This is a genomic window from Gilvibacter sp., from assembly GCF_965601605.1.
Lineage (GTDB): Bacteria > Bacteroidota > Bacteroidia > Flavobacteriales > Flavobacteriaceae > Gilvibacter.
Genome location: NZ_CBFCWJ010000043.1, coordinates 25,194 through 46,616 on the forward strand (window position 1 = coordinate 25,194; position 21,423 = coordinate 46,616).

At 43.0% G+C, this 21,423-nt stretch carries 22 protein-coding genes; 8 read left to right on the top strand and 14 right to left on the bottom strand.

The genetic code is table 11. The features are described from left to right. The first annotated feature begins 84 nt into the window (after positions 1-84). Positions 85-3,534, top strand: a complete 3,450-nt coding sequence (locus ACSLP7_RS12470; RefSeq protein WP_435579604.1) for a methylmalonyl-CoA mutase family protein — start codon at positions 85-87, stop codon at positions 3,532-3,534. Between the two features lie 7 nt (positions 3,535-3,541). On the opposite strand, the gene ACSLP7_RS12475 is transcribed toward ACSLP7_RS12470, so the two are convergent. Then, complete coding sequence (locus tag ACSLP7_RS12475) at positions 3,542-3,925, bottom strand: hypothetical protein (protein ID WP_291183225.1); 384 nt, start codon at positions 3,923-3,925, stop codon at positions 3,542-3,544. Positions 3,926-4,055: 130 nt separating this feature from the next. Between ACSLP7_RS12475 and ACSLP7_RS12480 the strand changes: the two genes are divergently transcribed. Then, entirely contained in the window at positions 4,056-4,499 is a 444-nt protein-coding gene (locus ACSLP7_RS12480; RefSeq protein WP_291183227.1) for an Lrp/AsnC family transcriptional regulator, read from the top strand. Here the strand turns inward: ACSLP7_RS12480 and ACSLP7_RS12485 are convergent. The 4 genes from ACSLP7_RS12485 to ACSLP7_RS12500 all read right to left on the bottom strand — a co-directional run bounded on the left by ACSLP7_RS12485 (position 4,496) and on the right by ACSLP7_RS12500 (position 8,171). After that, the gene (locus ACSLP7_RS12485; protein WP_435579605.1) at positions 4,496-5,242 is read right to left on the bottom strand and encodes a DJ-1/PfpI family protein; all 747 of its coding nucleotides are present in this window, start codon (positions 5,240-5,242) and stop codon (positions 4,496-4,498) included. The genes ACSLP7_RS12480 and ACSLP7_RS12485 overlap by 4 nt on opposite strands. A 62-nt stretch (positions 5,243-5,304) precedes the next feature. Beyond that, positions 5,305-6,540 (bottom strand): MDR family MFS transporter, encoded by a 1,236-nt coding sequence (locus tag ACSLP7_RS12490; RefSeq protein WP_435579606.1) that lies wholly within the window; start codon positions 6,538-6,540, stop codon positions 5,305-5,307. 189 nt (positions 6,541-6,729) lie between these two features. Then, complete coding sequence (gene crcB, locus ACSLP7_RS12495) at positions 6,730-7,110, bottom strand: fluoride efflux transporter CrcB (RefSeq protein ID WP_435579607.1); 381 nt, start codon at positions 7,108-7,110, stop codon at positions 6,730-6,732. Further along, on the bottom strand, positions 7,110-8,171 hold the full coding sequence (locus ACSLP7_RS12500; RefSeq protein ID WP_435579608.1) for an SRPBCC family protein: 1,062 nt from the start codon (positions 8,169-8,171) through the stop codon (positions 7,110-7,112). The genes crcB and ACSLP7_RS12500 overlap by 1 nt, the downstream gene beginning before the upstream one ends. A gap of 86 nt (positions 8,172-8,257) precedes the next feature. Here ACSLP7_RS12500 and ACSLP7_RS12505 point away from each other — a divergent pair, with 86 nt between their 5' ends. After that, positions 8,258-10,285 carry a dipeptidyl-peptidase 3 family protein gene (locus ACSLP7_RS12505; RefSeq protein ID WP_435579609.1) on the top strand — a complete coding sequence of 676 codons (2,028 nt, stop codon included), beginning with the start codon at positions 8,258-8,260 and terminating at the stop codon, positions 10,283-10,285. A 75-nt stretch (positions 10,286-10,360) separates the two neighbouring features. Here the strand turns inward: ACSLP7_RS12505 and ACSLP7_RS12510 are convergent, their stop codons facing one another. From ACSLP7_RS12510 to ACSLP7_RS12545, 8 genes are all read right to left on the bottom strand, one after another. Next, a complete protein-coding gene (locus tag ACSLP7_RS12510; protein WP_435579610.1) occupies positions 10,361-10,783 on the bottom strand; it encodes a hypothetical protein in 423 nt (140 codons plus the stop codon). 92 nt (positions 10,784-10,875) lie between these two features. After that, on the bottom strand, positions 10,876-11,508 hold the full coding sequence (locus tag ACSLP7_RS12515; RefSeq protein WP_435579611.1) for a response regulator: 633 nt from the start codon (positions 11,506-11,508) through the stop codon (positions 10,876-10,878). Beyond that, positions 11,505-12,875, bottom strand: a complete 1,371-nt coding sequence (locus tag ACSLP7_RS12520) for a sensor histidine kinase (protein ID WP_435579612.1) — start codon at positions 12,873-12,875, stop codon at positions 11,505-11,507. Before ACSLP7_RS12520 ends, ACSLP7_RS12515 begins: the two co-directional genes overlap by 4 nt. After that, entirely contained in the window at positions 12,875-14,641 is a 1,767-nt protein-coding gene (locus tag ACSLP7_RS12525) for a tetratricopeptide repeat-containing sensor histidine kinase (protein ID WP_435579613.1), read from the bottom strand. Before ACSLP7_RS12525 ends, ACSLP7_RS12520 begins: the two co-directional genes overlap by 1 nt. 5 nt (positions 14,642-14,646) lie before the next feature. Further along, positions 14,647-15,225 carry a hypothetical protein gene (locus tag ACSLP7_RS12530; protein ID WP_435579614.1) on the bottom strand — a complete coding sequence of 193 codons (579 nt, stop codon included), beginning with the start codon at positions 15,223-15,225 and terminating at the stop codon, positions 14,647-14,649. An 11-nt stretch (positions 15,226-15,236) separates the two neighbouring features. Continuing rightward, complete coding sequence (locus ACSLP7_RS12535; protein ID WP_435579615.1) at positions 15,237-16,346, bottom strand: hypothetical protein; 1,110 nt, start codon at positions 16,344-16,346, stop codon at positions 15,237-15,239. Positions 16,347-16,351: 5 nt separating this feature from the next. Beyond that, positions 16,352-16,675: a hypothetical protein gene (locus ACSLP7_RS12540; RefSeq protein ID WP_435579616.1), complete on the bottom strand. Its 324-nt coding sequence runs from the start codon at positions 16,673-16,675 to the stop codon at positions 16,352-16,354. A gap of 131 nt (positions 16,676-16,806) precedes the next feature. After that, positions 16,807-16,995, bottom strand: a complete 189-nt coding sequence (locus ACSLP7_RS12545; protein WP_291183253.1) for a hypothetical protein — start codon at positions 16,993-16,995, stop codon at positions 16,807-16,809. Positions 16,996-17,041: 46 nt separating this feature from the next. Here ACSLP7_RS12545 and ACSLP7_RS12550 point away from each other — a divergent pair, with 46 nt between their 5' ends. Continuing rightward, complete coding sequence (locus ACSLP7_RS12550; protein ID WP_435579617.1) at positions 17,042-17,428, top strand: hypothetical protein; 387 nt, start codon at positions 17,042-17,044, stop codon at positions 17,426-17,428. Here ACSLP7_RS12550 and ACSLP7_RS12555 read toward each other — a convergent pair. Beyond that, complete coding sequence (locus tag ACSLP7_RS12555; protein ID WP_435579618.1) at positions 17,425-18,495, bottom strand: branched-chain amino acid aminotransferase; 1,071 nt, start codon at positions 18,493-18,495, stop codon at positions 17,425-17,427. The two genes, ACSLP7_RS12550 and ACSLP7_RS12555, sit on opposite strands and share 4 nt — an antisense overlap. A gap of 107 nt (positions 18,496-18,602) precedes the next feature. Here ACSLP7_RS12555 and ACSLP7_RS12560 point away from each other — a divergent pair, with 107 nt between their 5' ends. From ACSLP7_RS12560 to ACSLP7_RS12575, 4 genes are all read left to right on the top strand, one after another. Further along, the gene (locus ACSLP7_RS12560; RefSeq protein ID WP_435579619.1) at positions 18,603-19,145 is read left to right on the top strand and encodes a DUF4920 domain-containing protein; all 543 of its coding nucleotides are present in this window, start codon (positions 18,603-18,605) and stop codon (positions 19,143-19,145) included. Between the two features lie 3 nt (positions 19,146-19,148). Then, positions 19,149-19,817, top strand: coding sequence for a tRNA (5-methylaminomethyl-2-thiouridine)(34)-methyltransferase MnmD (gene mnmD / locus ACSLP7_RS12565; RefSeq protein WP_435579620.1), 669 nt, complete (start codon positions 19,149-19,151; stop codon positions 19,815-19,817). Between the two features lie 54 nt (positions 19,818-19,871). Further along, positions 19,872-20,774: a TIGR01777 family oxidoreductase gene (locus ACSLP7_RS12570; protein ID WP_435579621.1), complete on the top strand. Its 903-nt coding sequence runs from the start codon at positions 19,872-19,874 to the stop codon at positions 20,772-20,774. Positions 20,775-20,867: 93 nt separating this feature from the next. Continuing rightward, complete coding sequence (locus tag ACSLP7_RS12575) at positions 20,868-21,422, top strand: nucleotide exchange factor GrpE (RefSeq protein ID WP_435579622.1); 555 nt, start codon at positions 20,868-20,870, stop codon at positions 21,420-21,422. Position 21,423: the final 1 nt, after the last annotated feature.

A 21,423-nucleotide genomic window follows, 5' to 3' on the forward strand; every position in this document is an offset into this window, starting at 1 on the left:
CTAAAACGATTTCGTTCTGTGGGTGAAAGTACAAAAATCACCCTCAAAATAGTTAACTTTGCCCCAAAATTAGGATAAAATACCATGCAGCAAGCCGCTCCATATAAACCCAAGAACAAAGTACGAATCGTAACAGCAGCCTCTCTGTTTGACGGTCACGATGCCGCTATAAACATCATGCGCAGAATCATTCAATCCACAGGGGTTGAGGTGATTCACTTAGGACATGATCGCTCCGTAGAAGAGGTTGTCAACACGGCGATTCAAGAAGATGCTAACGCCATTGCCATGACTTCTTATCAAGGTGGTCACAATGAATACTTCAAGTATATGTACGACCTCCTTAAGGAGCGTGGAGCAAGTCACATCAAGATCTTTGGTGGAGGTGGAGGAGTAATCCTTCCTGAGGAAATCAAAGAACTCATGGATTATGGGATCACCAGAATCTATTCTCCAGACGATGGCCGTGAAATGGGCTTGCAAGGCATGATTAATGACCTGGTTCAAAAAGCAGACTTCCCAATTGGGGATTCACTCAATGGTGAGGTTGGTCGTTTGGCAAGCAAAGAAACAGGCGCGATTGCTCGTATTATCTCTGCAGCTGAGAACTTCCCAGAGGTCGCGAAAGAAACTCTGGATACCATCCACAAAAAAAATGAAAAGACGACCACTCCTGTTTTAGGTATTACGGGAACTGGTGGTGCTGGTAAATCGAGTTTGGTGGATGAGCTGGTTCGTAGATTCCTAATTGACTTCCCGGAGAAGACTGTAGGTTTAGTTTCTGTGGATCCGTCTAAAAGAAAGACGGGTGGCGCCCTTTTGGGAGACCGTATCCGCATGAACGCCATTAATTCTCCTCGCGTTTATATGCGCTCTTTGGCTACGCGTCAAAGCAATTTGGCTCTTTCTAAGTATGTCAATGAGGCTGTTGAGGTTTTAAAAGCTGCGGAGTTTGACCTGATCATTTTGGAGACCTCCGGAATTGGCCAAAGCGATACCGAGATCTTAGAGCATTCGGATATTTCCCTTTATGTGATGACTCCTGAATTTGGAGCAGCTACGCAATTGGAGAAGATCGATATGCTTGACTTTGCAGATCTTGTCGCCATCAATAAATTCGACAAACGCGGAGCATTGGATGCGCTGCGCGATGTGAAAAAACAATATATGCGTAACCACAATCTGTGGGATACGCCGCAGGAGCAGTTGCCGGTTTACGGAACTATTGCTTCACAATTCAACGATCCAGGCATGAATACCCTGTATCGCAAAGTCATGGACACTTTGGTAGAGCGTACCGGAGCTGAGCTTAGCAGTACCTATGAGGTGACCGATGCCATGAGTGAGAAGATTTATGTTATTCCTCCGGCGCGTACGCGTTATCTTTCTGAAATTGCGGAGAACAACCGCGCTTATGACGATCGTGCTACTGCGCAGATCGCCACGGCTCAACAGCTCTTTGGTATCTACAAGACCATATGTTCTGTTTTGAATGTGGATTCTGATGCGCGCTTTAAGGACGTATTGTCCAAAGCCGGATTGAATGATGAGTTTCTTGCAGAAACCGTGTCAGAAGACAACAAGGTCTTTATGGACTTACTGCAAAAGGAGTTCGATCGTGTCAAGATGAACCTGGATCCGTACAATTGGGAATTGCTATTACAATGGCCTGATAAGGTGGCGCGCTATAAGGCTCCGATCTACAGCTTTAAAGTACGTGACAAAGAGATCAAAATTGAAACACACACCAAGTCACTTTCTCATTCAGATATTCCGAAGGTTTCCTTGCCTAAGTACACTGCTTGGGGAGAGATCCTAGAATACGCGTTGCAAGAGAATGTGCCGGGAGAATTCCCTTATACGGCTGGTCTCTATCCGTTTAAACGCACAGGGGAAGATCCAACACGTATGTTTGCCGGTGAAGGTGGGCCAGAACGCACCAACAGACGTTTTCATTACGTATCTCAAGGTATGCCAGCCAAGCGTTTGTCTACGGCTTTTGATTCGGTGACCTTGTACGGAAATGATCCAGGGCACAGACCCGATATCTATGGAAAGATCGGGAACTCTGGAGTTTCTATCTGTTGTTTGGACGATGCTAAAAAGCTCTACAGTGGCTTTGATCTCAGTGATCCAATGACCTCGGTGAGTATGACTATAAATGGTCCGGCACCGATGCTTTTGGGCTTCTTTATGAACGCCGCAATTGATCAAAATTGTGAAAAATACATTAAGGCAGAAGGCCTGGAGGCCGAGATCGACAAAAAGGTCAATGCCATCTATAAAGCCAAAGGGCAACAACGTCCTGTTTACCGTGGTGATTTGCCTGAGGGTAATGACGGTTTAGGTTTAATGCTTTTAGGGGTCACTGGTGATGAGGTATTGCCTCAGGATGTATACGAGCGTATCAAAGCAGAGACTTTGACACAAGTTCGCGGTACGGTACAAGCCGATATCTTAAAAGAAGATCAAGCACAGAACACCTGTATTTTCTCTACGGAGTTCGCTTTGCGTTTAATGGGTGATGTACAAGAGTACTTCATTGATCACAAGGTGCGTAATTTCTATTCAGTTTCTATTTCTGGTTATCACATTGCAGAGGCAGGTGCCAACCCAATTACACAGTTGGCCTTGACCCTAGCCAATGGATTTACCTATGTAGAGTATTACTTGAGCCGCGGGATGGACATCAACAAATTTGGTCCCAACCTTTCGTTTTTCTTCAGTAATGGAATCGATCCGGAATATGCAGTGATCGGGCGTGTGGCACGTAGAATTTGGGCCAAGGCGCTTAAGCACAAATACGGTGCAAACCCTCGAGCGCAGATGCTGAAATATCACATTCAAACCTCGGGAAGAAGCTTGCACGCACAAGAGATCGATTTTAACGACATTAGAACGACGCTACAGGCCTTGTACGCAATCTATGATAATTGTAACTCATTGCATACCAACGCGTACGATGAGGCCATTACTACGCCTACGGAAGAAAGTGTGCGTCGTGCTATGGCCATTCAGCTTATCATCAATAAGGAATTAGGGCTGGCTAAGAATGAAAACCCAATCCAAGGGGCCTATATTATTCAGGAGTTGACTGCGCTGGTAGAAGAAGCTGTTTTAGCGGAGTTTGACCGTATTACAGAACGTGGAGGTGTTCTTGGGGCTATGGAGACCATGTATCAACGTTCTAAGATCCAAGAAGAGAGCCTGTACTATGAAACTCTTAAGCACAATGGAGAATTCCCGATCATTGGGGTGAATACCTTCTTGAGTAAAAAGGGATCTCCAACAGTATTGCCTGCGGAGGTGATTCGCGCTACGGAAGAGGAGAAGCAGCAACAGATCGAAACTTTGGAATCCTTGCATGAGCGTCATCAGGATATAGCCACAGATTTGATTGCAGAATTGCAACAAGCTGCGGTGCAAAACGACAATATCTTCCAGCAACTTATGGAAGTCTGTAAGCGTTGTTCCTTAGGACAGATTACTCAGGCCTTATTTGAAGTTGGCGGACAGTACCGCAGAAATATGTAAGAAATCTTTAAAGGGTAAGCATCCAATTGCGTTGTAACTTCTTGAATTTGCGCAATTCTTTTCTAAGAATTCCTACAAATTCAGCCCCGTTGCTGTTACTGCCTTCTAAGCGTTCGCAATTTCTGTAAAGACGATTGGTCAATCGGTTTAGGTAATCAGCGTGCTTATGCTTTTTATCGCGCTCTAGCTGTTGTTCAGCCTTTAAGATCTCTGGCGCTAAACAAACCGACTGTTGAATAATATCTCCTGTGAAATAGATGTGCGGATTCTCCTTACCGTGAGGATTCAATTCTGACAAATCCTCAATGAGGTAGTCAGATATCCGTCTCGACAAGGTAAAAATCTCTAGTGCCTTTTGATAAACAGGCGATGAGGGAACCTTTGAATACATAGCAATTGTAATGATAGATTATCAAAACACTCAAAGTTACTTAGATATTAAGGGAGTATTCTATCGAATTTAAAGTTTTTGGATATATTTACTTTATAATCGTAATTTTATAGGCGAAAATACTGAACAAATGAAGATGGATACCCTTAATTGGAAGATACTCAAGTGCTTGCAGGCTAACGCTCGTCAGTCTAATGCGGAGATCGGGCGGCAAGTTGGCATTACTTCACCGGCCGTTGCAGAGCGCATTAGAAAGATGGAAGATGCAGGAGTGATCAATGGTTATCACGCCAATCTTTCTTCTCTAGAGATGGGCTATCAACTCAAGGCAATTATAACCTTGAGAGCCTTTATGGGGAAACTCAAACCCTTCTTAGAAAAGGTAAAGACCTTTAATGAAGTTGTAAACTGTTATCGCATTACTGGTAATGAGAATATCGTGATGGAAGTGGTGCTTAAAAACCAACTTCACTTAGAGAGTTTTATTGACCAGCTGATCATTTACGGAGAGACCAAAACACAGATCGTTTTGTCTGATGTGATCAAGAATGCGCCAATTCAGCCCTTAAACTAATCCACAATATTCACGTGTGGTACTTGGTCCAGATCCCAGTCGATAACCAAGCCTTGTGCTAGGCGTTTAGCCACTTCTTTTCCGTAGAGTAATTCTGCAGTGAACAAAGCTGCTTCAAAACTCTTAGCGCCGCCAGCAGAAGTAATGTAGCGGTTGTGACGCACAAAAAGCACATCTTCACGCACATCCAATTGTGGAAACATTTCCTTGTATTTTTCAATATCAGAAGGGAAGGTCGTAGAAGCCAAACCATCCAACAAGCCAGCTTTAGCCAATACAAAGGCTCCATCGCAATGAGAGGTCACAAACATGGCTTTGTCTGCAACCTGCTTAACCCATTCCAACATAGCGGTATCTTCCAAATCCGTGTCTAAATGATGCTCTGCACTGGGGATCACCAAAATATCGATCTTAGGAATTTCATCGTTCAGATAGTTGTAATCCGGAATAATTCGCACGCCTTCAAAGGTAGTGATTGGATCATCGGTATTGGCAACTGTAAAGACATTCATGGCTTTGATGCTGTCTCGGTAAATGGTATGTTGAAAAATATCAAATGGTGCCGTAAACTCCGTGTTGTACGTCCCATCCATGATCAAGAAACCTACGTTGTATCTAAAAGGATTGATAGGGGGAAAGGTTTTAGTAGTTTCTAATTCTACCGTACCCAAGCTTCCCTCTTGTGCTTGTTTGCAACTGCTCAAACTCAGTAGCGCTACTATTATGATTGCCCAATATTTCATCTATGTAAATAATTTTTATTCCAGCAGGGGTATGCTAAAAACTAAATTTGCTTGTGTTCATTTTATGAGTCTTCTTTTGTTTGAATAAAGGTAACAGATTGCTTCCAAATCTTATGCATTCGGTCGCAAATCAAGGCGATCACTAACAGTCCAATTCCGAAGATATTAAAGGTCATCCCAAAACCTAAACGATCGGCCATGTTCATCCCTGTATTGTGTCCAAAAACGTGAGAAAAGCTCCAACTCATGGAGTACATGCCCATATAACTTCCTTTGCGGCCTTCTGGAGAGAGCTCCAAAGCCAAGGCGTTAGAAAAGGGCGACTCTATCATTTCTCCTATGGTCATCAAGATCATTCCTATGATTAGCAAGCCAAAGTGATGCCCTAAATTCAATACCAGGAAACTCGCCGCTAAAAAGAGCGTACCAATGGCTACCAATCGAGTCTTAGAGAGTTTGCTTCTTTCCAGCCAACCCACCAGCGGCATTTCTGTCAGTACGATCATGGCTCCGTTGAGGAACAAGATCCACCCGATGATATCTTCACTGAGGTTGTAGATCTTTTCATAATAGATCGGTACCAGAGAAAAGTACTGTACAAAGACAATGGCTATGAGCATCATCAGCAAAAAGAAGATCAAAAACGGACGGTTTTTAAGCGGAGGTGCTCCGTGTTTGACCATAGCTTTGCGCTCTGCCTTGGTAGGCGCTTTAACCGCTTTTAAGCCCAAGATCATAACTCCTGCGGCGATCATACAGCTTACCCCATCTATCCAGAAAATAGCGTTGTATCCGGCTGTTGCAATTATAATTCCGCCAATTAGCGGGCCTATGGAAAAGCCCAAATTGATCGCCAAGCGGATCAAAGCAATGGCACGCGTCACGGTCTGTGGAGTACTGTAGGCTTCTGCCGCCACAAAGACCGCAGGGCGATATCCATCCACCAAAAACATAACGCCAAAAATCGCTGCGCAGACTCCGTAGAATCCAGAAGCCCATTGCAAGCTAATAAAGCCCAATCCACCTAAGAACAAACTCAGAACAATCACATTGTAATAGCCAATGACGTCTGTAATGCGTCCTCCCACATAAGTGCCCAAAACAGAACCCAAACCATAGCACGACATGATCCACCCGACCTGTGCAAAGGTGAAATTCAGCTCTTTCATCAAATAAAGGGAGAGAAACGGAATCACCATGGCACCCGTTCTGTTGATCAGTGTCACCAAGGACAGCATCCAGATCTCTCTGGAAAGTCCTTTAAAGTTTTCGATATAGTTTCTGTATAGTGTTTTCACTTTGGGTAAAAAAAAACGTCCAGGGTTTAGACTGGACGCTTGTTATAATTGGTTTAATTTTCGCTCATTAATGCACAGCCTCCATAAGGTCATATGACCAGTTTTGATACTTGTATTGGACTGTGGTACAAATCATTTTGATTCAATTGAAGAGTAAAACTACAATTTTTAATTCAATGGCAAGGCTTCTTAGGAATTTATTCCAATGCGACTGAGCCAAATCCCAAGACCGACTGCTGCAATTCCCACCAAAACACTCCCGGCCATATATCCCACAAAATTGGCCAATTGACCGTCCTTTAAGAATTGTTGACCTTCTAGGGCATAGGTGGAAAAAGTAGTGAATCCACCACAGAATCCCACAGATAATAACCAAAGTAGGCTTTGATCCATCCAAGAAAAGCGCATGCTCCATCCAAATAGCAATCCAATAAGCAAACAACCGATCATGTTAACCATAAAGGTTCCCCAGAAAGGAGAATAGTTTAGATGTGCTGTCCAAGTATTAACGCCATAGCGCAAAACACTTCCCAATCCGCCTCCTAAAAAGACCAGTAATACAGCTTTCATTAATTAATGGTTTCTGTTGGTGCAATAATAGGAACATAGACCTCGGTCAACCAGTTGGCAGGGTTGGGCTCCAATCCAGGATCTGAAGCGTAGACCTCAAATTGTGCTTTTTCTGGATCCAGTGTCAATGCCTTTTCTTCAATGTAGGTATGAGCGGCTTTGTAGGCCTCATCCAAGTGATCATAGTTTCCTTTAAGTGTGGTTTTGATCGCTGTTAAAGGTTCAATATACCCGCATAAAACATTGCTGTCTGGAGCGGTATTGATACGTTCTTTTACCGGAATAGCTGCGGAAAAGATAACAGTTCCCGCGGCTTCATCCGTTTGATGGAAGATGGTAAAAGGCGCACCGCTTTGCTGAATGTTATTGGATTGCATATAGGTCATCACCTCGCCTAACATGGGACCCATTTTAGCCGCTCGGCCTGCAGTTGTTGCAGATTCAGTCACGTACATATAATAGCCGCCTCCATATTCCACGATGCCGTCAAAATTCACTGAGAACTTTGCCATCTGTTCCAAAATGTGGTTCTCCATATTTTCCAAGCCTGTTTCATACATTTCTTTAGTGGCCTCTTCAAAGGATCCGGATTGAAACGACATAAAGACCTTTTCCAATAGACTGAGTTCTCCTTTCATTCCCCAGCTAACGCGAGTGGTGTTGTCCGGCCCCGGTTCAAAGCTCCAATAGACATCAGAGGAGCTATCGCCCAAAGGCGTATTGAAGGTGATCTTTTGTTCTATGGCTTCATTTTCTGTAACGGCCACGGTTTTCATATTTCCTTGACCCACTTCAGGGTGATCGCTGATCCAAGAATATCCAGCGCCAACCCCTTGGAGGGTATCGCTATAGGTGATCTGTACATTCGGATCGGTTTGCATCCAAGGACCCCATTGACTCCAGGTCTGATAATTATCTGCAGTCTTAAAGGCCAAAGATTGAGGTACTTTGAGATCTTTGGTAGCCGTGACGTCAAAAGTGCCGTCTTGGGCTCCGAAATAGACCGCGCCTGCCACTATGATCACTAGGATCAGCAAAAACAAATACTTTAAAAACTTCATGTTTTCTAGCTGTTGATGAGGCTCTAAGATATCAAATTCAACGGGAATATTTTGCTACATTTGCGCATATCTAAACTAACTATATTATGAATATCAAATACCTTTTAGCGGGATGCTTTCTTGCGCTAGGGCTTATCTCTTGTCAGGAATCTGCAAACGATTCTGGCGCAGAGACTCCCAATTCACAGGCCGAGCAGGAATTTCAATATCAGATTGATCAGTTCGCGGATCTGAAGATCTTGCGTTACAAGATTGACGGCTGGGATGATCTGACCCTCAAAGAGCAAAAGCTGGTTTATTATTTAACTCAAGCTGGATTAGTGGGCCGCGATATTATGTGGGCTCAGAATTACAGACATAACTTGGCCATTCGCACAGCTTTAGAAAATGTATATACCAAGTATCAAGGTGATAAATCTAGCGATGATTGGAAAGCTTTTGAGGTGTATCTAAAACGCGTGTGGTTCTCCAACGGAATTCACCACCATTATTCCAATGATAAATTAATGCCAGAGTTTGGGCAGAGCTATTTGAAAGAGCTCTTGGCTGCTACCAATACAGACTTGAATGCTGAGGCTTTTGAAGTGATCTTTAACGATGCAGATTCTAAGAAAGTAAACCTGAGTAAAGATGCGGATATCGTTTTAGAAAGTGCGATCAACTTCTACGGACCTGATGTTACTGAGGCTGATGTTGAGGCCTATTACAGCGCTATCGAGGTAGATGCTGATGAGCCTATCGAAGTTGGATTGAATACCCGATTGGTTAAGGAAAATGGTCAATTGGTAGAACAAGTATACAAAAGCGGTGGTATGTATGGTGCCGCAATTGATGAGATCATTAAGTGGTTGGAGCTTGCTAAAGGTGTGGCTGAAAGCGAGAACCAAGCCAAGGCTTTAGGTTTGCTTATTGAGTACTATCAAACAGGAAGCCTAGATACTTGGGATGATTACGCCGTGGCTTGGGTAAACTCTACCGAAGGAAATATTGATTGGATCAACGGCTTCATTGAAGTGTATAACGATCCTAAAGGTTACAAAGGATCTTATGAAACTATCGTAGAAATCAAGGATTTTGATATGTCTAAAAAGATGGCGGTGCTTTCTAAAGAGGCACAGTGGTTTGAGGACAATTCTCCTTTGATGGATGAACACAAAAAGGACAGCGTTACCGGAGTTTCTTATAAGACAGTAAACGTAGCCGGAGAGGCTGGAGATGCTTCACCTTCAACACCGATAGGAGTGAATCTGCCTAACAACAACTGGATCCGTCAAAAGCACGGCAGTAAGTCCGTGTCTTTAGGAAACATCATTAACTCGTATGCCAATGCCGGTAGTACTGGACGTTTAAAGGAGTTTGCCTATGACTCTTTAGAGATCGAACTAGAAACTAAATACGGACAATTAGCCGATAAGCTACACACAGCGCTTCACGAGGTAGTTGGACACGCTTCTGGGCAGATCAATCCAGGCGTTGGAACTCCAAAAGAGACTTTGAAGAGTTATAAGTCAACCATTGAGGAAGGTCGTGCAGATCTATTCGGATTGTATTATTTGATGGACCCTAAGCTGCAAGAGCTCGGTTTGGTTGAAGACTGGGAGAAAACCGGTATGGCTGCCTATGACGGTTATATCCGTAATGGTTTGGTGAGTCAATTGGTGCGTTTGGAATTGGGTGCTGATGTAGAAGAAGCGCATATGCGTAACCGCCAATGGGTGAGCGCTTGGGCTTATGAGCAAGGTTTAAAAGACAATGTGATCCAGAAGATCGTTCAAGATGGAAAGACCTATTACAACATCAACGATTATCAAAAGCTACGTGAGATCTTTGGGCGTCTATTACGCGAGACCCAACGTATTACCTCAGAAGGTGATTACGAAGCAGCTAAGGCCTTGGTAGAGGACTACGGAGTGAAGGTTGACCAGAACTTGCATAAGGAGGTTCTTGATAGAAACAGCAAGTTCACTTCTGCTCCTTATGGAGGCTTTGTGAATCCTGAGATCGTTCCGGTAATGAACGATGCTGGTGAGATCACCGGTTTTGAAATTGTTCAGCCAGAGAGCTTTGAATCTCAAATGCTGGACTATGCCAAGCGTTATAACTTCCTGAAGTAAACAGGAATCAAGAAAATAAAAAAACCTCCCGACCTTGATGGTTCCGGGAGGTTTTTTTATGGTTTTGAAATACTATTATTCTTTTCTTAAGATTCCTTCAGAGGTGTAACCCCAGTCCGTATTTCCGCTTTCGCCATCTTCATTGCTTACGTGGCGCAGGTGATGCACAGAAATGCGGTTACTGTCCAACCAGACAATGGAATACATTTGGGTTTCGGTCCAGACGCCACCTTTGTTCATCCAAACAAAACTGATCTGTTCCCCATAGCCTTTGGACCAAATGACTTCATTCATTTTGTACTTGGCTCTGTCGCCGTCTTCGTCAATGTAAACGGAATAGACATTGTTGTCTTCAATGTACAGGGTGAGTTCGCTTTCATCGCCGTTAGAGGTAATTAGAGAACCGGACCAAATTCCGTCAAAATCTCGGCTTTGGGCGGTGGCGTCAGTTGTGGTCAAAAATAAACTAAGAATAGTGAGGAGTGCTAATTTATACATGATAATTGAATTAATTTCTACAATATTAGGGAGCAGATTGAGGTTGTAAAATACCCAGTGGCGGGTAGATTGGGGATGCAAATAGAATTCATTTAGGATTCAAATTTGTATTTGGTTTCTAAGGCGTAGCGGAGTAGTTCCCCTTTACCTGAAAGCCCTAATTTACGAATCATATTTTTACGGTGCTTTTCAATGGTAGAGACCGAGTTGAATCTGATCTCAGCGATCTCGCTAGAAGACTTTCCTTCTCCGATCAATCGAAGGATCTCTCGTTCACTTTTAGACAGCAGGCTTTTTTTAGAGCCCTGTCCAGAGGGATTGCTCGCAGCTTCCACATCGATGGTCTTGTCAAAAAAGGTACCTCCATTATGCACTTCTTTTATTGCGGTGAGCACATCTTCTAAAGGAGAGTTTTTAAGCAAATATCCTTTGGCACCTGCGGCGATCATTTCGCTTACAGCTCCTTGATCCTCAAACATGGTAAAGGCAATGACTTTGGTGTGTGGTCGTTCCTTCAGAATGTATTTACAAGCTGTAATACCGTCCATTTTGGGCATTTTTATATCGGTCAATACTACATGGGGTTGCTTGAGGTTGACCAGGTTTACCAAGGCTTCACCATCGTTGACCATGCCAACTACACTGATGTCTTCCTCGTATTTGAGTAAAAGATTGATTCCGTCAATTAAGGACTGATGGTCCTCTGCTATTGCTACGCGTATCATAAAGGTATGTCTATTAAAATGCTACTTCCTTTTCCGGGCCGACTGTCTATTTCCATAGTGCCTTCCCAATGTTCCACACGGGTCTCTATACTGGAGAGTCCCATGCCTTGTTTTAATGTTTTTTGATCGCCCTTAAAACCCTGGCCATCATCTTCAACAACGATGCTCAAAAAATTCTCGTGTTTGGTCAGAGAAATGCTCACAAAGCGAGCTTTGGCGTGTTTGATTACGTTAGTGACCAATTCCTGAATAATTCTAAAAATGGAGATCTCCATGGTGGCATCCAAACGATCATTCAGTCCAAACTGCTGCAGTTCAATTTCAAGGGCACCAGCGATGGAATTGGTCTTGATGAGCTGATGAATGGCCGGCAATAAGCCGTCTTGCGCCATAACTCCGCTGTTCTTGGCATGTGAAAAACTGCGAACGTCTTGATAAGCTTTGTCCAAAAGTTCTCGTGTTTTGGTAAAGAACTGCTCTTTGTTTTCTAGTTGATCTTGATGCTTGTTTAAATATTCGAACTGCATTTTAGCTGCGGATAGGGTAGCGCCCACGCTGTCGTGAAGATCGCTGGCCAGGCGTTGACGTTCTTTTTCCTGACCGGTAAGCATGGCGTCAATGGCACGCAGTTCTTGATCCTTCATTAAAGTGATTACTTTTTGGGCCTCCAGCTTTTCGTTCTCTTCGGAGAGTAATTTGAGCCTTTCGGTCTCCTTATTTCTGTACCCAATAATTACGGCAAAAACAATGGCCTCAAGGGTAATGCCTATCACCGTAAAACTCAGCAGTTGAAATCCAAAGCGCTCGCTAAATTCAGCAATAGAGATAAAGAAGCTTGTAAAGAAGGTAAGTACGGCTCCTATAAAGTAGAATGTTGATCCCAATAACAAATAGCGTGAATAAATGGTGTTAAGCTTGTAGAGTTGATAAAAGATCCGTGCTGCAAAGATGATATACGCCAAAGCGTATAGATTGAACAGCATGATCTGATAATTCAGGCCCTCTGGACCTAAAAAGTAGACCAGAATCAAAGGAGCGTTCAGCGCAAAAGCGATCTTAGAAGCTCGATCTAAAATGCGGTTCCATTTTGGATTCTCTGTTTTAAAATCAACAAGGGTATTGACAAAGCACAGATAGAATCCACCGCTTAAACACAGCAGTAAAGCCCGAGTAGAGGCTAAGGGAATATCATTGGGCATGCCTAAATTCCATTGCAATAAATACAAGGCCAGGCACAGCATATAAAACGAATAGTAGAGGTAGTAAGACTTCTTGTTTTGGGCGTAGATGATCAGGTGGTAGACCACCAAAAAGAGCAAGCCTCCAGTAAAAAAGCTGTATACGTTAGATGTTAGGTCGTTCCACATTAGAGCGGAATGTCTATGATTATACTTGCGCCTTTGCCCGGTGTACTGTCCACTTCCATCTGGCCCTCCATATGCTCTACGCGCTTTTCAATACTGCCGAGGCCCATTCCATCCTTATCGGTGAATTTGCCCACTTTGAAGCCCTTTCCATTGTCTTCTACAACCAGATTGAGGACATCCTCATGTTGGGTGAGTGAAATATTGGCTTCTGTAGCCTCTGCGTGCTTAATGATGTTGGTGACCAGTTCTTGCACCATTCTAAACACAGCGATTTCTAAAGATCCTTCTAAGCGTTGATCCAAGCCGTAGTCTTGAACCTCTACGCTTATTTTTCCTGTTGCTGATGCGTTGCGGGCTAGTTTTTTTACAGCCGGCAACAAACCGTGTTTGGCAATTACTCCAGAATTCTTGGCATGCGCCATAGAGCGAACTTCGGTATAGGCTTCTTCCAAGAGTGTTTGGGTTCGTTCATAGAATTCTTCTTCATTGTCCAGTTTGCCTCGGTGTTTTTTAAGATGCTCAAACTGCATTTTAGCCGCAGAGAGGGTTGCACCCACGCTGTCGTGCAGATCGCTCGCCAAGCGTTGACGTTCTTTTTCCTGCCCAGCGATCATGGCGTCAATGGTGCTTAGCTCCTGATCTTTGAGCAGTTTCTCTGTCTTTTGAACCTCAATCTCTTTTTCCTGCTCTGCAATACGCTGCTTGCGTTTGGTATTGCGATATACCAAAAAGCCAATAATACTGCCCAATAAAAGCAAACCTCCAAGGCCATAAGCGATGTTTTGGTTGCGGGTGGATTCTTGTTCCTTTAAAATGCGTTCTGCCTTTTCTTCTGCTAAACTAGCTCGACTATCGGCTAAACTTATATCGAGACTTTGAATCCGGCTGTCAGTGCTATCGGTTAGATCTCTTGACTTTCTATAGTAGAGTAGAGCGTTTTCAAAATCACCTTTTCTCTTGTAGAGATCCGCAATATTCTCATAAATGATCTCTTTGGTTTTGTACGGATTCTCTCGTAAATCTATACTATCGGCCTTTAAATAAAGTCTTAGCGCCTCATCATAACGTTCCAAAGCTTTATATGCTTGAGCTTGGTTATTATAGTTGGCGGCAATGCTATTGGTATCTTGAATCTTAAGTAGGATTGGGAGTGCTACGTTGGCCTTAGCCAAGGCTTTGACATTTTCTCCTTTGGATTGATACATAGAACCTATGTTCATATTGTCATAGGCCATTTGAACACTATCTCCCAATCGAGTTGAAAGAGCTAGACTCTCTTCAAATACGGCTATAGCTTTATCGTAGAGTTGGGCATCTTTGAAACCAGATCCAATGGTCAAATAGTTGTTGAACTGAATCTGAGGATCGGAGTCCTTATAGGTTTCAACATAGGCGTTTATCTCATCGAGAATATCACTGTTATCAAAAGTAATGTCGTTGATATGACTTCGAATTCGAAGTAACATCATATTGCAATCGTTTACATCTTTAGGTGCATCCAACTTTTTGAATAACTCCTTGGCGTGTAGCATCAATTTGTAGGCTTTATCTTGCTTGTCGTCAGAATTATATACGTCTGCCAAATAAAAGGACCAGAGTGCTTGTTGTTCAATGGTTGCGCCAATAGTGTCTAGGGATTCATAATGCGCAATAGCCTCAGTAAAGAGGCCATCACGCGTATATTGAAGTCCTGTGTTTATATCGAGTTGTTGGCCAAATCCAACAAGGCTCGTCAAGACAAGGATGTATGATAACAGTTTGTTCAATCTACTTACTGTTTTTTACCGACAAGGATGTTGCCGTTAGCGGTGTCTGGGTTAAATCCACTTTTCAGGCCTTCAAGATTGCCTTTGTCATCCTTTGCACTTTCATCATGCGGATAGTCTAGTGGCTCATTAGAAGCTACCGGTGGATCGTATTCGCAGCAAGTATTGTAAAAATTGTCTTCATGGGAAGGATCGTTATTATAGATTATGATCATTACTTGACGGTCATCTCCACAATTTCCATTACTATCACCAGTAAGGTCAAATCTTTCATTAATTGCGTTACGATATTCATAAGCCAGTTTGACACCAGCTGGGTTAGATATTTTCTCGACATGAATTTCGAAAACATTACAATCCGAGCAGAATCGAACTTTCGATAAACGGTATAAATCGCCAAATGAAACATTGAACAATTCAACCTCGATGCTACGAGCATAGTCTTTATTGTTTTGAGTTATCCAGTTAGAAAACTCGGCTCGTACATTGAATCGCATTATAGTTCCGTCGCCTTTTGCGATATCGTAAGTGCTTTGATTTCCGTTGATCACTTTTACGTGATGCTGTTGACAAGGTTGTGACATGATATATTGATTTAGATATTATATAATTCAAACGAAATTCTATCATTACGCCATCTAGACTCAAAATATGTGTTTTGACTAAAGATTGTATCCAAAGAATTCGCTATGGAGAAATGTTTATCATCACCACCAATTATAAGTCCTATGGCAGCGTTATCTTTTCTAGATATCAATAAACTCCCAGAATCTCCGTCTTCACTTACAGCGGTGGTTAAGATTTGTTTTTGTATCGACATTGGTTCACCTGAATAAGGGTTCTTGTGGAAAACGTAAGCATTATCTGATCTAATAAAACCCTCACGACAATAGGTCGTTTTACCATGGAAGTATACTTGTTCTCCTATTATGGGAGATCTATAACCATTGACCTTTCGACTATTCCATATATTCCCTAAACTAACGTCATCTGGGTTATGAACTCGCGCCAAAGCGACATCAACAAAGTTGTTGAATTTTCCATATTCGACTTCGCCCAGAACATTCTTAAAAGAAGTTCTGTTTTGATATCTGTCTTTCGGTTGATGAACTAAATTTGATTTACCAAGTTCCCGGTAATTCGTGACTAAAACATGATAATTAGACATCAGGTAATATTGTTGGCTAAAGTTTTCTTGTGACTGTCTTGTGTTCACAAGATGATCATTATTGTGGGTTCTGAACTTTAGTCTAATTACAGCTCCTAAAGTTCCCATTCTGTATATGTTGCTCGGTCCAATCGCACAACCTGATGCTGCCGGTCTTATCACTTTATGAGTGATTCTTACTTGGTCATTGTTCTCAATTAAACAATGTAGTTTGAAATTATCGACCTCTCTGTATTCAATTCCACTATCAGGATTGTTTCTATCTTTTATTCGGTCAAAAATGTCATTGACAATGGATTCAGCTGATATACCTTTGTTCGAGTTAATATCCAGCTGACCAACGTTAAATGGAATTAAATCTACTCCAATTCCTCTTCCTTTTTTATACCCGACTTCTATTCCCCATAAATTGCTTTCAGGATTGTCATCTTTAGCAATTACGGCGACATAAACCGTATCTTTTATTAAATTGAAAAAATCGCGGTAGTTTAGGTCTAAAACTTCATCGGCTAATTGTTTGTCTTTTATGTAATACATGTCAGCTACCCCCCAATCGGCTGTACCAAATACACCAACACAAAGATGGCTAAGGCTCCGCCTGCTTTAAGATTTAAACTCATGGTAGATTTGTCTTCCGCTGTTTTAAGCGCGTTATTACCTACCTCAATAAAGCCAGGGAGTGCAATAGATATTGCCGCCGCTCCAAAGGCTACAAAAATGCGCAATACGTGCATCTGTTCATCTGGTGTATCTGCATTCAGACCACCGGCCAGTTTATAACAAAAGATTAGTGTTGCAATGCCAGCAAAGAACAATAGGGTATGAGGGATCACCTCTTTTACTACAGGATTGTTGAATAGTTTCATAGGTCAAAATTGAGAATAGTATAGCCCCAAAAACATACCCTATACGGGGTATTTTTTTGAAAAGTTAGTCTGCAAATGTTAAAATTCCAATTTGCAATCCTCAATATATTTGTTAAGGAAGTGGCTTAGGACTATAGGTTTAGCACCTCTTTAAGCCCCAGTAGTGCGAGTAGGAAAAGGATGAACCCAAGCAGGATCCATTTGGCACCCTTGTATTGTTTGAGGTGTAGATTCTTGTCTTTGCGGTAGGCCCAGATCATGGCCAAAACAAAAGCAAGGACAAAAAAACTTATAAAAACAATACGTCCGGTCGTGAACATCTTTGTAGATTTAGCTTTTACAAAATTACAACTTAGAACCCACATTATGCAAGATAAAATTGCTGCCGTTCAGGCTTTTCATGACGCTTTTGGTTTAGATAGTTTAAAAGCTCCTAAGGCCCATTTGGGAGAGGACAAACATTTGTTGCGCTACAAACTCATGCGTGAAGAAAATGAGGAGTATCTAGAGGCTGCCAATAATGCAGACTTAGTTGAGGTTGCCGACGCTTTGGGAGATATGCTTTATATCCTTTGTGGAACCATCATAGAACACGGGTTGCAACACAAAATAGAAGAGGTCTTTACAGAAATTCAGCGCAGCAATATGAGCAAATTGGGTGCAGACGGAAAACCCATCTACAGAGAAGACGGGAAAGTACTTAAAGGGCCTAATTACTTCAAGCCCAATATCGCTGAGATTTTAAATGCTTAATTGATCGCGTAGCGCCAACCGTAAGGATCAACAGCCAAATTGTGTTGGATGTTCATCAAGGCCGATTTGAATTTCTTCGCGTAGCTATCTTCTGAACTAGCTATGTCGAACTGTTCCCCTTTATAACTAAAACCGCTTACCGGGCTGATCACCGCTGCAGTTCCTGCACCGAAGATCTCTTTTAAAGTTCCATTTTTAGCAGCTGCCACAACTTCTTCCACCAAAACGCGTCTTACTTCTACATTTATTCCAGCGTCCTTGGCAATTTGAATCACACTTTTTCGAGTGATTCCGTCCAGAATTCTGTCATTGGTTGGTGCAGTAAGGAGCGTATCGCCAATTCTAAAGAACACGTTCATGGTACCCGCTTCTTCCAGGTATTTGTGCTCATTGGCATCGGTCCAGATCACTTGTTGGTAGCCCATTTCCTTTGCTAGGTTGGTAGGGTAGAACTGGGCTCCGTAGTTACCAGCAGCCTTGGCAGCACCCACACCACCATCGGCAGCGCGAGAAAAGTGTTCTGCAATCACCACTTTCACTTCTCCGGTATAATAGGCTTGAGCCGGAGAGAGAATTATCATAAACTTATACTGATCCGATGGAGAGGCTGATACTCCGTTTTGCGTCGCAATAACAAACGGACGGATGTACAAGGAGTTTCCAAGCCCTGGTTTGATCCAAGCTTTGTCCATGCTCAATAAAGTCTCCAAACCTTCAAAGAAAAACTCCTTAGGAAATTCTGGGATCGCCATACGCTTTGACGACTTATTGATGCGCTCAAAATTGTCTTCTGGGCGGAACAAAAAAGTGTTCCCATCTTCATCCTTATAAGCTTTCATGCCTTCAAATACCGCTTGGCCATAGTGAAATACTTTAGCCGCAGGTTCAATACTCAAAGGCCCGTAAGGTCTGATTTTAGGAGTTTGCCAGCTTCCGTCTACGAAATCACATTCAAACATATGGTCCGTAAAAACACGCCCGAATACAAGATTCTGGAAATCAACCTGATCTATTCTAGACTCAGGGATTTGCGTAATTTCTAGGGATTTCGAAGTAGATAACTGCATGTAAGGAAGGTTTAAAGCGCAAAATTAGCCAAAAAAACCGCCACATAAAATGTAAATAATTCATAAAATTGCACTATATTATTTGCTTATCATTAAATCAAAAAACAATGAGAAATCTGTTTGTTTTATTAGTTCTGGCTGCAGCCTTGGTAGGGTGTAAATCAGAAGTTTCTCAAGAAGATGCAACCATCGCCGTAGAAGAGGTTAAAGAGAGTTTCCAAAATTTTGGAGCTCCTGTAGCTGTTTCAGAAGTGATGACTCCAGATGCTTTGGCAGAATTCACCAAAACTTTGAAAGTTGGGGACACCGTTCCTGTGAAATTCAGCTCTAAGGTAAACTCTGTTTGCCAAAAGAAGGGTTGCTGGATGAAGGTCGATATCGACGGAGAAGAATCCATGGTTCGTTTTAAGGATTATGCCTTCTTCATGCCTAAAGATATTGCCGGTCAAGACGCCATCATAGAAGGTGTTGCCTTTATTGAGGAAGTTAGTGTAGAAGACTTAAAGCACTACGCAGAAGATGATGGAAAATCTCCAGAAGAGATCGCTGCCATCACAGAACCTAAACAATCTTTGGCCATCGTATCCAGCGGTGTTCTTTTACCTGAGGCGCAAGTAGAAGAGGAGGAAGACTCCAATCCTCAAGAGTAAGCTGTGAAACGCGAACTCATCCAGACCGGAGACGGATCCTGGACCATTCAATTGCCCGATTGGGACGAACAATACCATTCCAAACACGGCGCAATTGCTGAGGCCAAATACGTATTTATAAAACAAGGACTCCAGCACAAACATGCGCTGGGGTCTTTTTTGTCTTTGTCTGTCCTGGAGATTGGATTCGGGACGGGACTCAATGCGCTATTGAGTTTGGGTTTTGCCAAAGACCACAAAATTGAATTACACTACACAGGGATGGAGGCCTTTCCAATTGCTGAACAGGAATGGCAAGCTATGCGATACCCGGAAGACCTAGGCATGCCATTGGCAGACTTTCAAGCCATGCATGAAGGCCCTTGGGAGCAACCACTATCTATTGATCCGCTTTTTACGTTGACCAAGCAGCAACGCACCTTTGATCAATTAGACGCCGAGCAGGCCTATGATTTGATCTATTTTGACGCTTTTGGACCTCGAGTCCAGCCGGAACTTTGGCATCGAGATATCTTGGAAAAGACTTTCAAAGCGCTTAAGCCTGGCGGTGTTTGGGTGTCTTACTGTGCCAAAGGCGATGTACGGCGTGATCTACAATCCCTGGGCTTTGAAGTGGAACGCTTGGATGGCCCTCCGGGCAAACGTCATATGCTCAGAGCCACAAAGCCTTAAGATAAGTTTCAGAAATAGTCCGCCGGCTAATGCGTATTTTTGCAAAAAAATAGCATGACGGTTTTAATCACAGGAGCTACTGGACTCATCGGAACTCAACTTACTGCGGACTTGCATCAGGCAGGACATACCGTTCACTTCTTAACCACCCGATCCAGTAAACTCATACAAACCGATAATCATCGCGGTTTTCTTTGGAACCCCAAGAACAACGAGATCGATGATCAATGCTTTAACGGCGTGGACACTATTGTACATTTAGTCGGCGCACCCATTAGCGAACCTTGGACCAAAGCCTATCGACAAGAGATCGTAGAATCTCGAGTAGGTACCATGATGCTGCTGGAAGAAAGTTTGAGAAAACTGGATCATCAAGTGACTCATTTCATCAGCGCTTCCGGAATCAGCCTGTATCCAAATAGTCTAACAGCACATTACACAGAAGATAGCAGCGCGGTTGGAGATAATTTCCTGGCAGAAGTCGTGGTGCAGTGGGAAGCTGCTGCGGATCGTTTTGAGGCCATGGGAATGCAAGTGGCTAAATTGCGCACAGGGGTGGTTTTAGATCCTGATCAAGGCGCTTTGCCGGAGATCATGAAACCGGTTAAACTAGGTCTTGGTGCAGCTTTAGGATCTGGTAAGCAATGGTTCTCTTGGATTCATAGAAAAGACATCAGCGGAATTTATTTCCACCTGATCCAGAACAGATTAAGCGGTGTGTTCAACGGTGTTGCGCCCAATCCGGTAACCAATATAACCCTAACTCAGGGCGTTGCCCAAGCGCTCGGTAAGAAAGTCATTTTGCCTCCAGTTCCAGGCTTTGTGCTTAAAGTGGCTTTGGGGGAGCGCGCTTTACTCGTCTTAGAAGGGCAGAAGGTCAGTGCGGCCAAGATCATAGATTCCGGATACCGCTTTGAATTCCCGGATTTAGACGCTGCCTTGTCAAATTTGCTTTAGCGGCATAAATAATTGGTGACATTTTGACATTTTTCAAACAATGGCAGTACTTTTGCACGCTGTAAATCGACCTATAAAAACAGCGTTTTTGCCATGAGCAAGAAAGACAAAAATAAAAATACTAGTAGCGACGAACTGGATCAGATCTTGGATCAAGACGTTGCTTTAGATCAGCAAGAAGAAACTCCACAAGAAACTGACTTGGAAAAAGCCCAACGTGAGTTGCAAGAGGAGAAAGATAAATTTCTAAGACTTTTTGCAGAATTTGAGAACTTTAAAAAGCGCACCAGCAGAGAGCGTGTGGAGTTGTTTAAAACCGCAGGAGAAGAGGTAATTCAATCCCTGCTTCCTGTTTTGGACGATTTTGATCGTGCATTAAAAGAGATCGATCGTGCCGGTGATGACGGCCTGTTTGAAGGCGTTACCCTGATCCACAACAAACTCAAAGAAACTTTGAAAAGTAAAGGATTACAGCCCATAGAGATCGCAGCAGGCACGACATTTGATGCCGATCTGCACGAGGCTGTGACGCAAATTCCTGCGCCGTCGGATGACTTAAAAGGAAAGATCATTGATGTGATTGAGAAAGGTTACACCCTAGGCGATAAGATCATCAGATACCCAAAAGTGGTGATCGGACAACAATAAG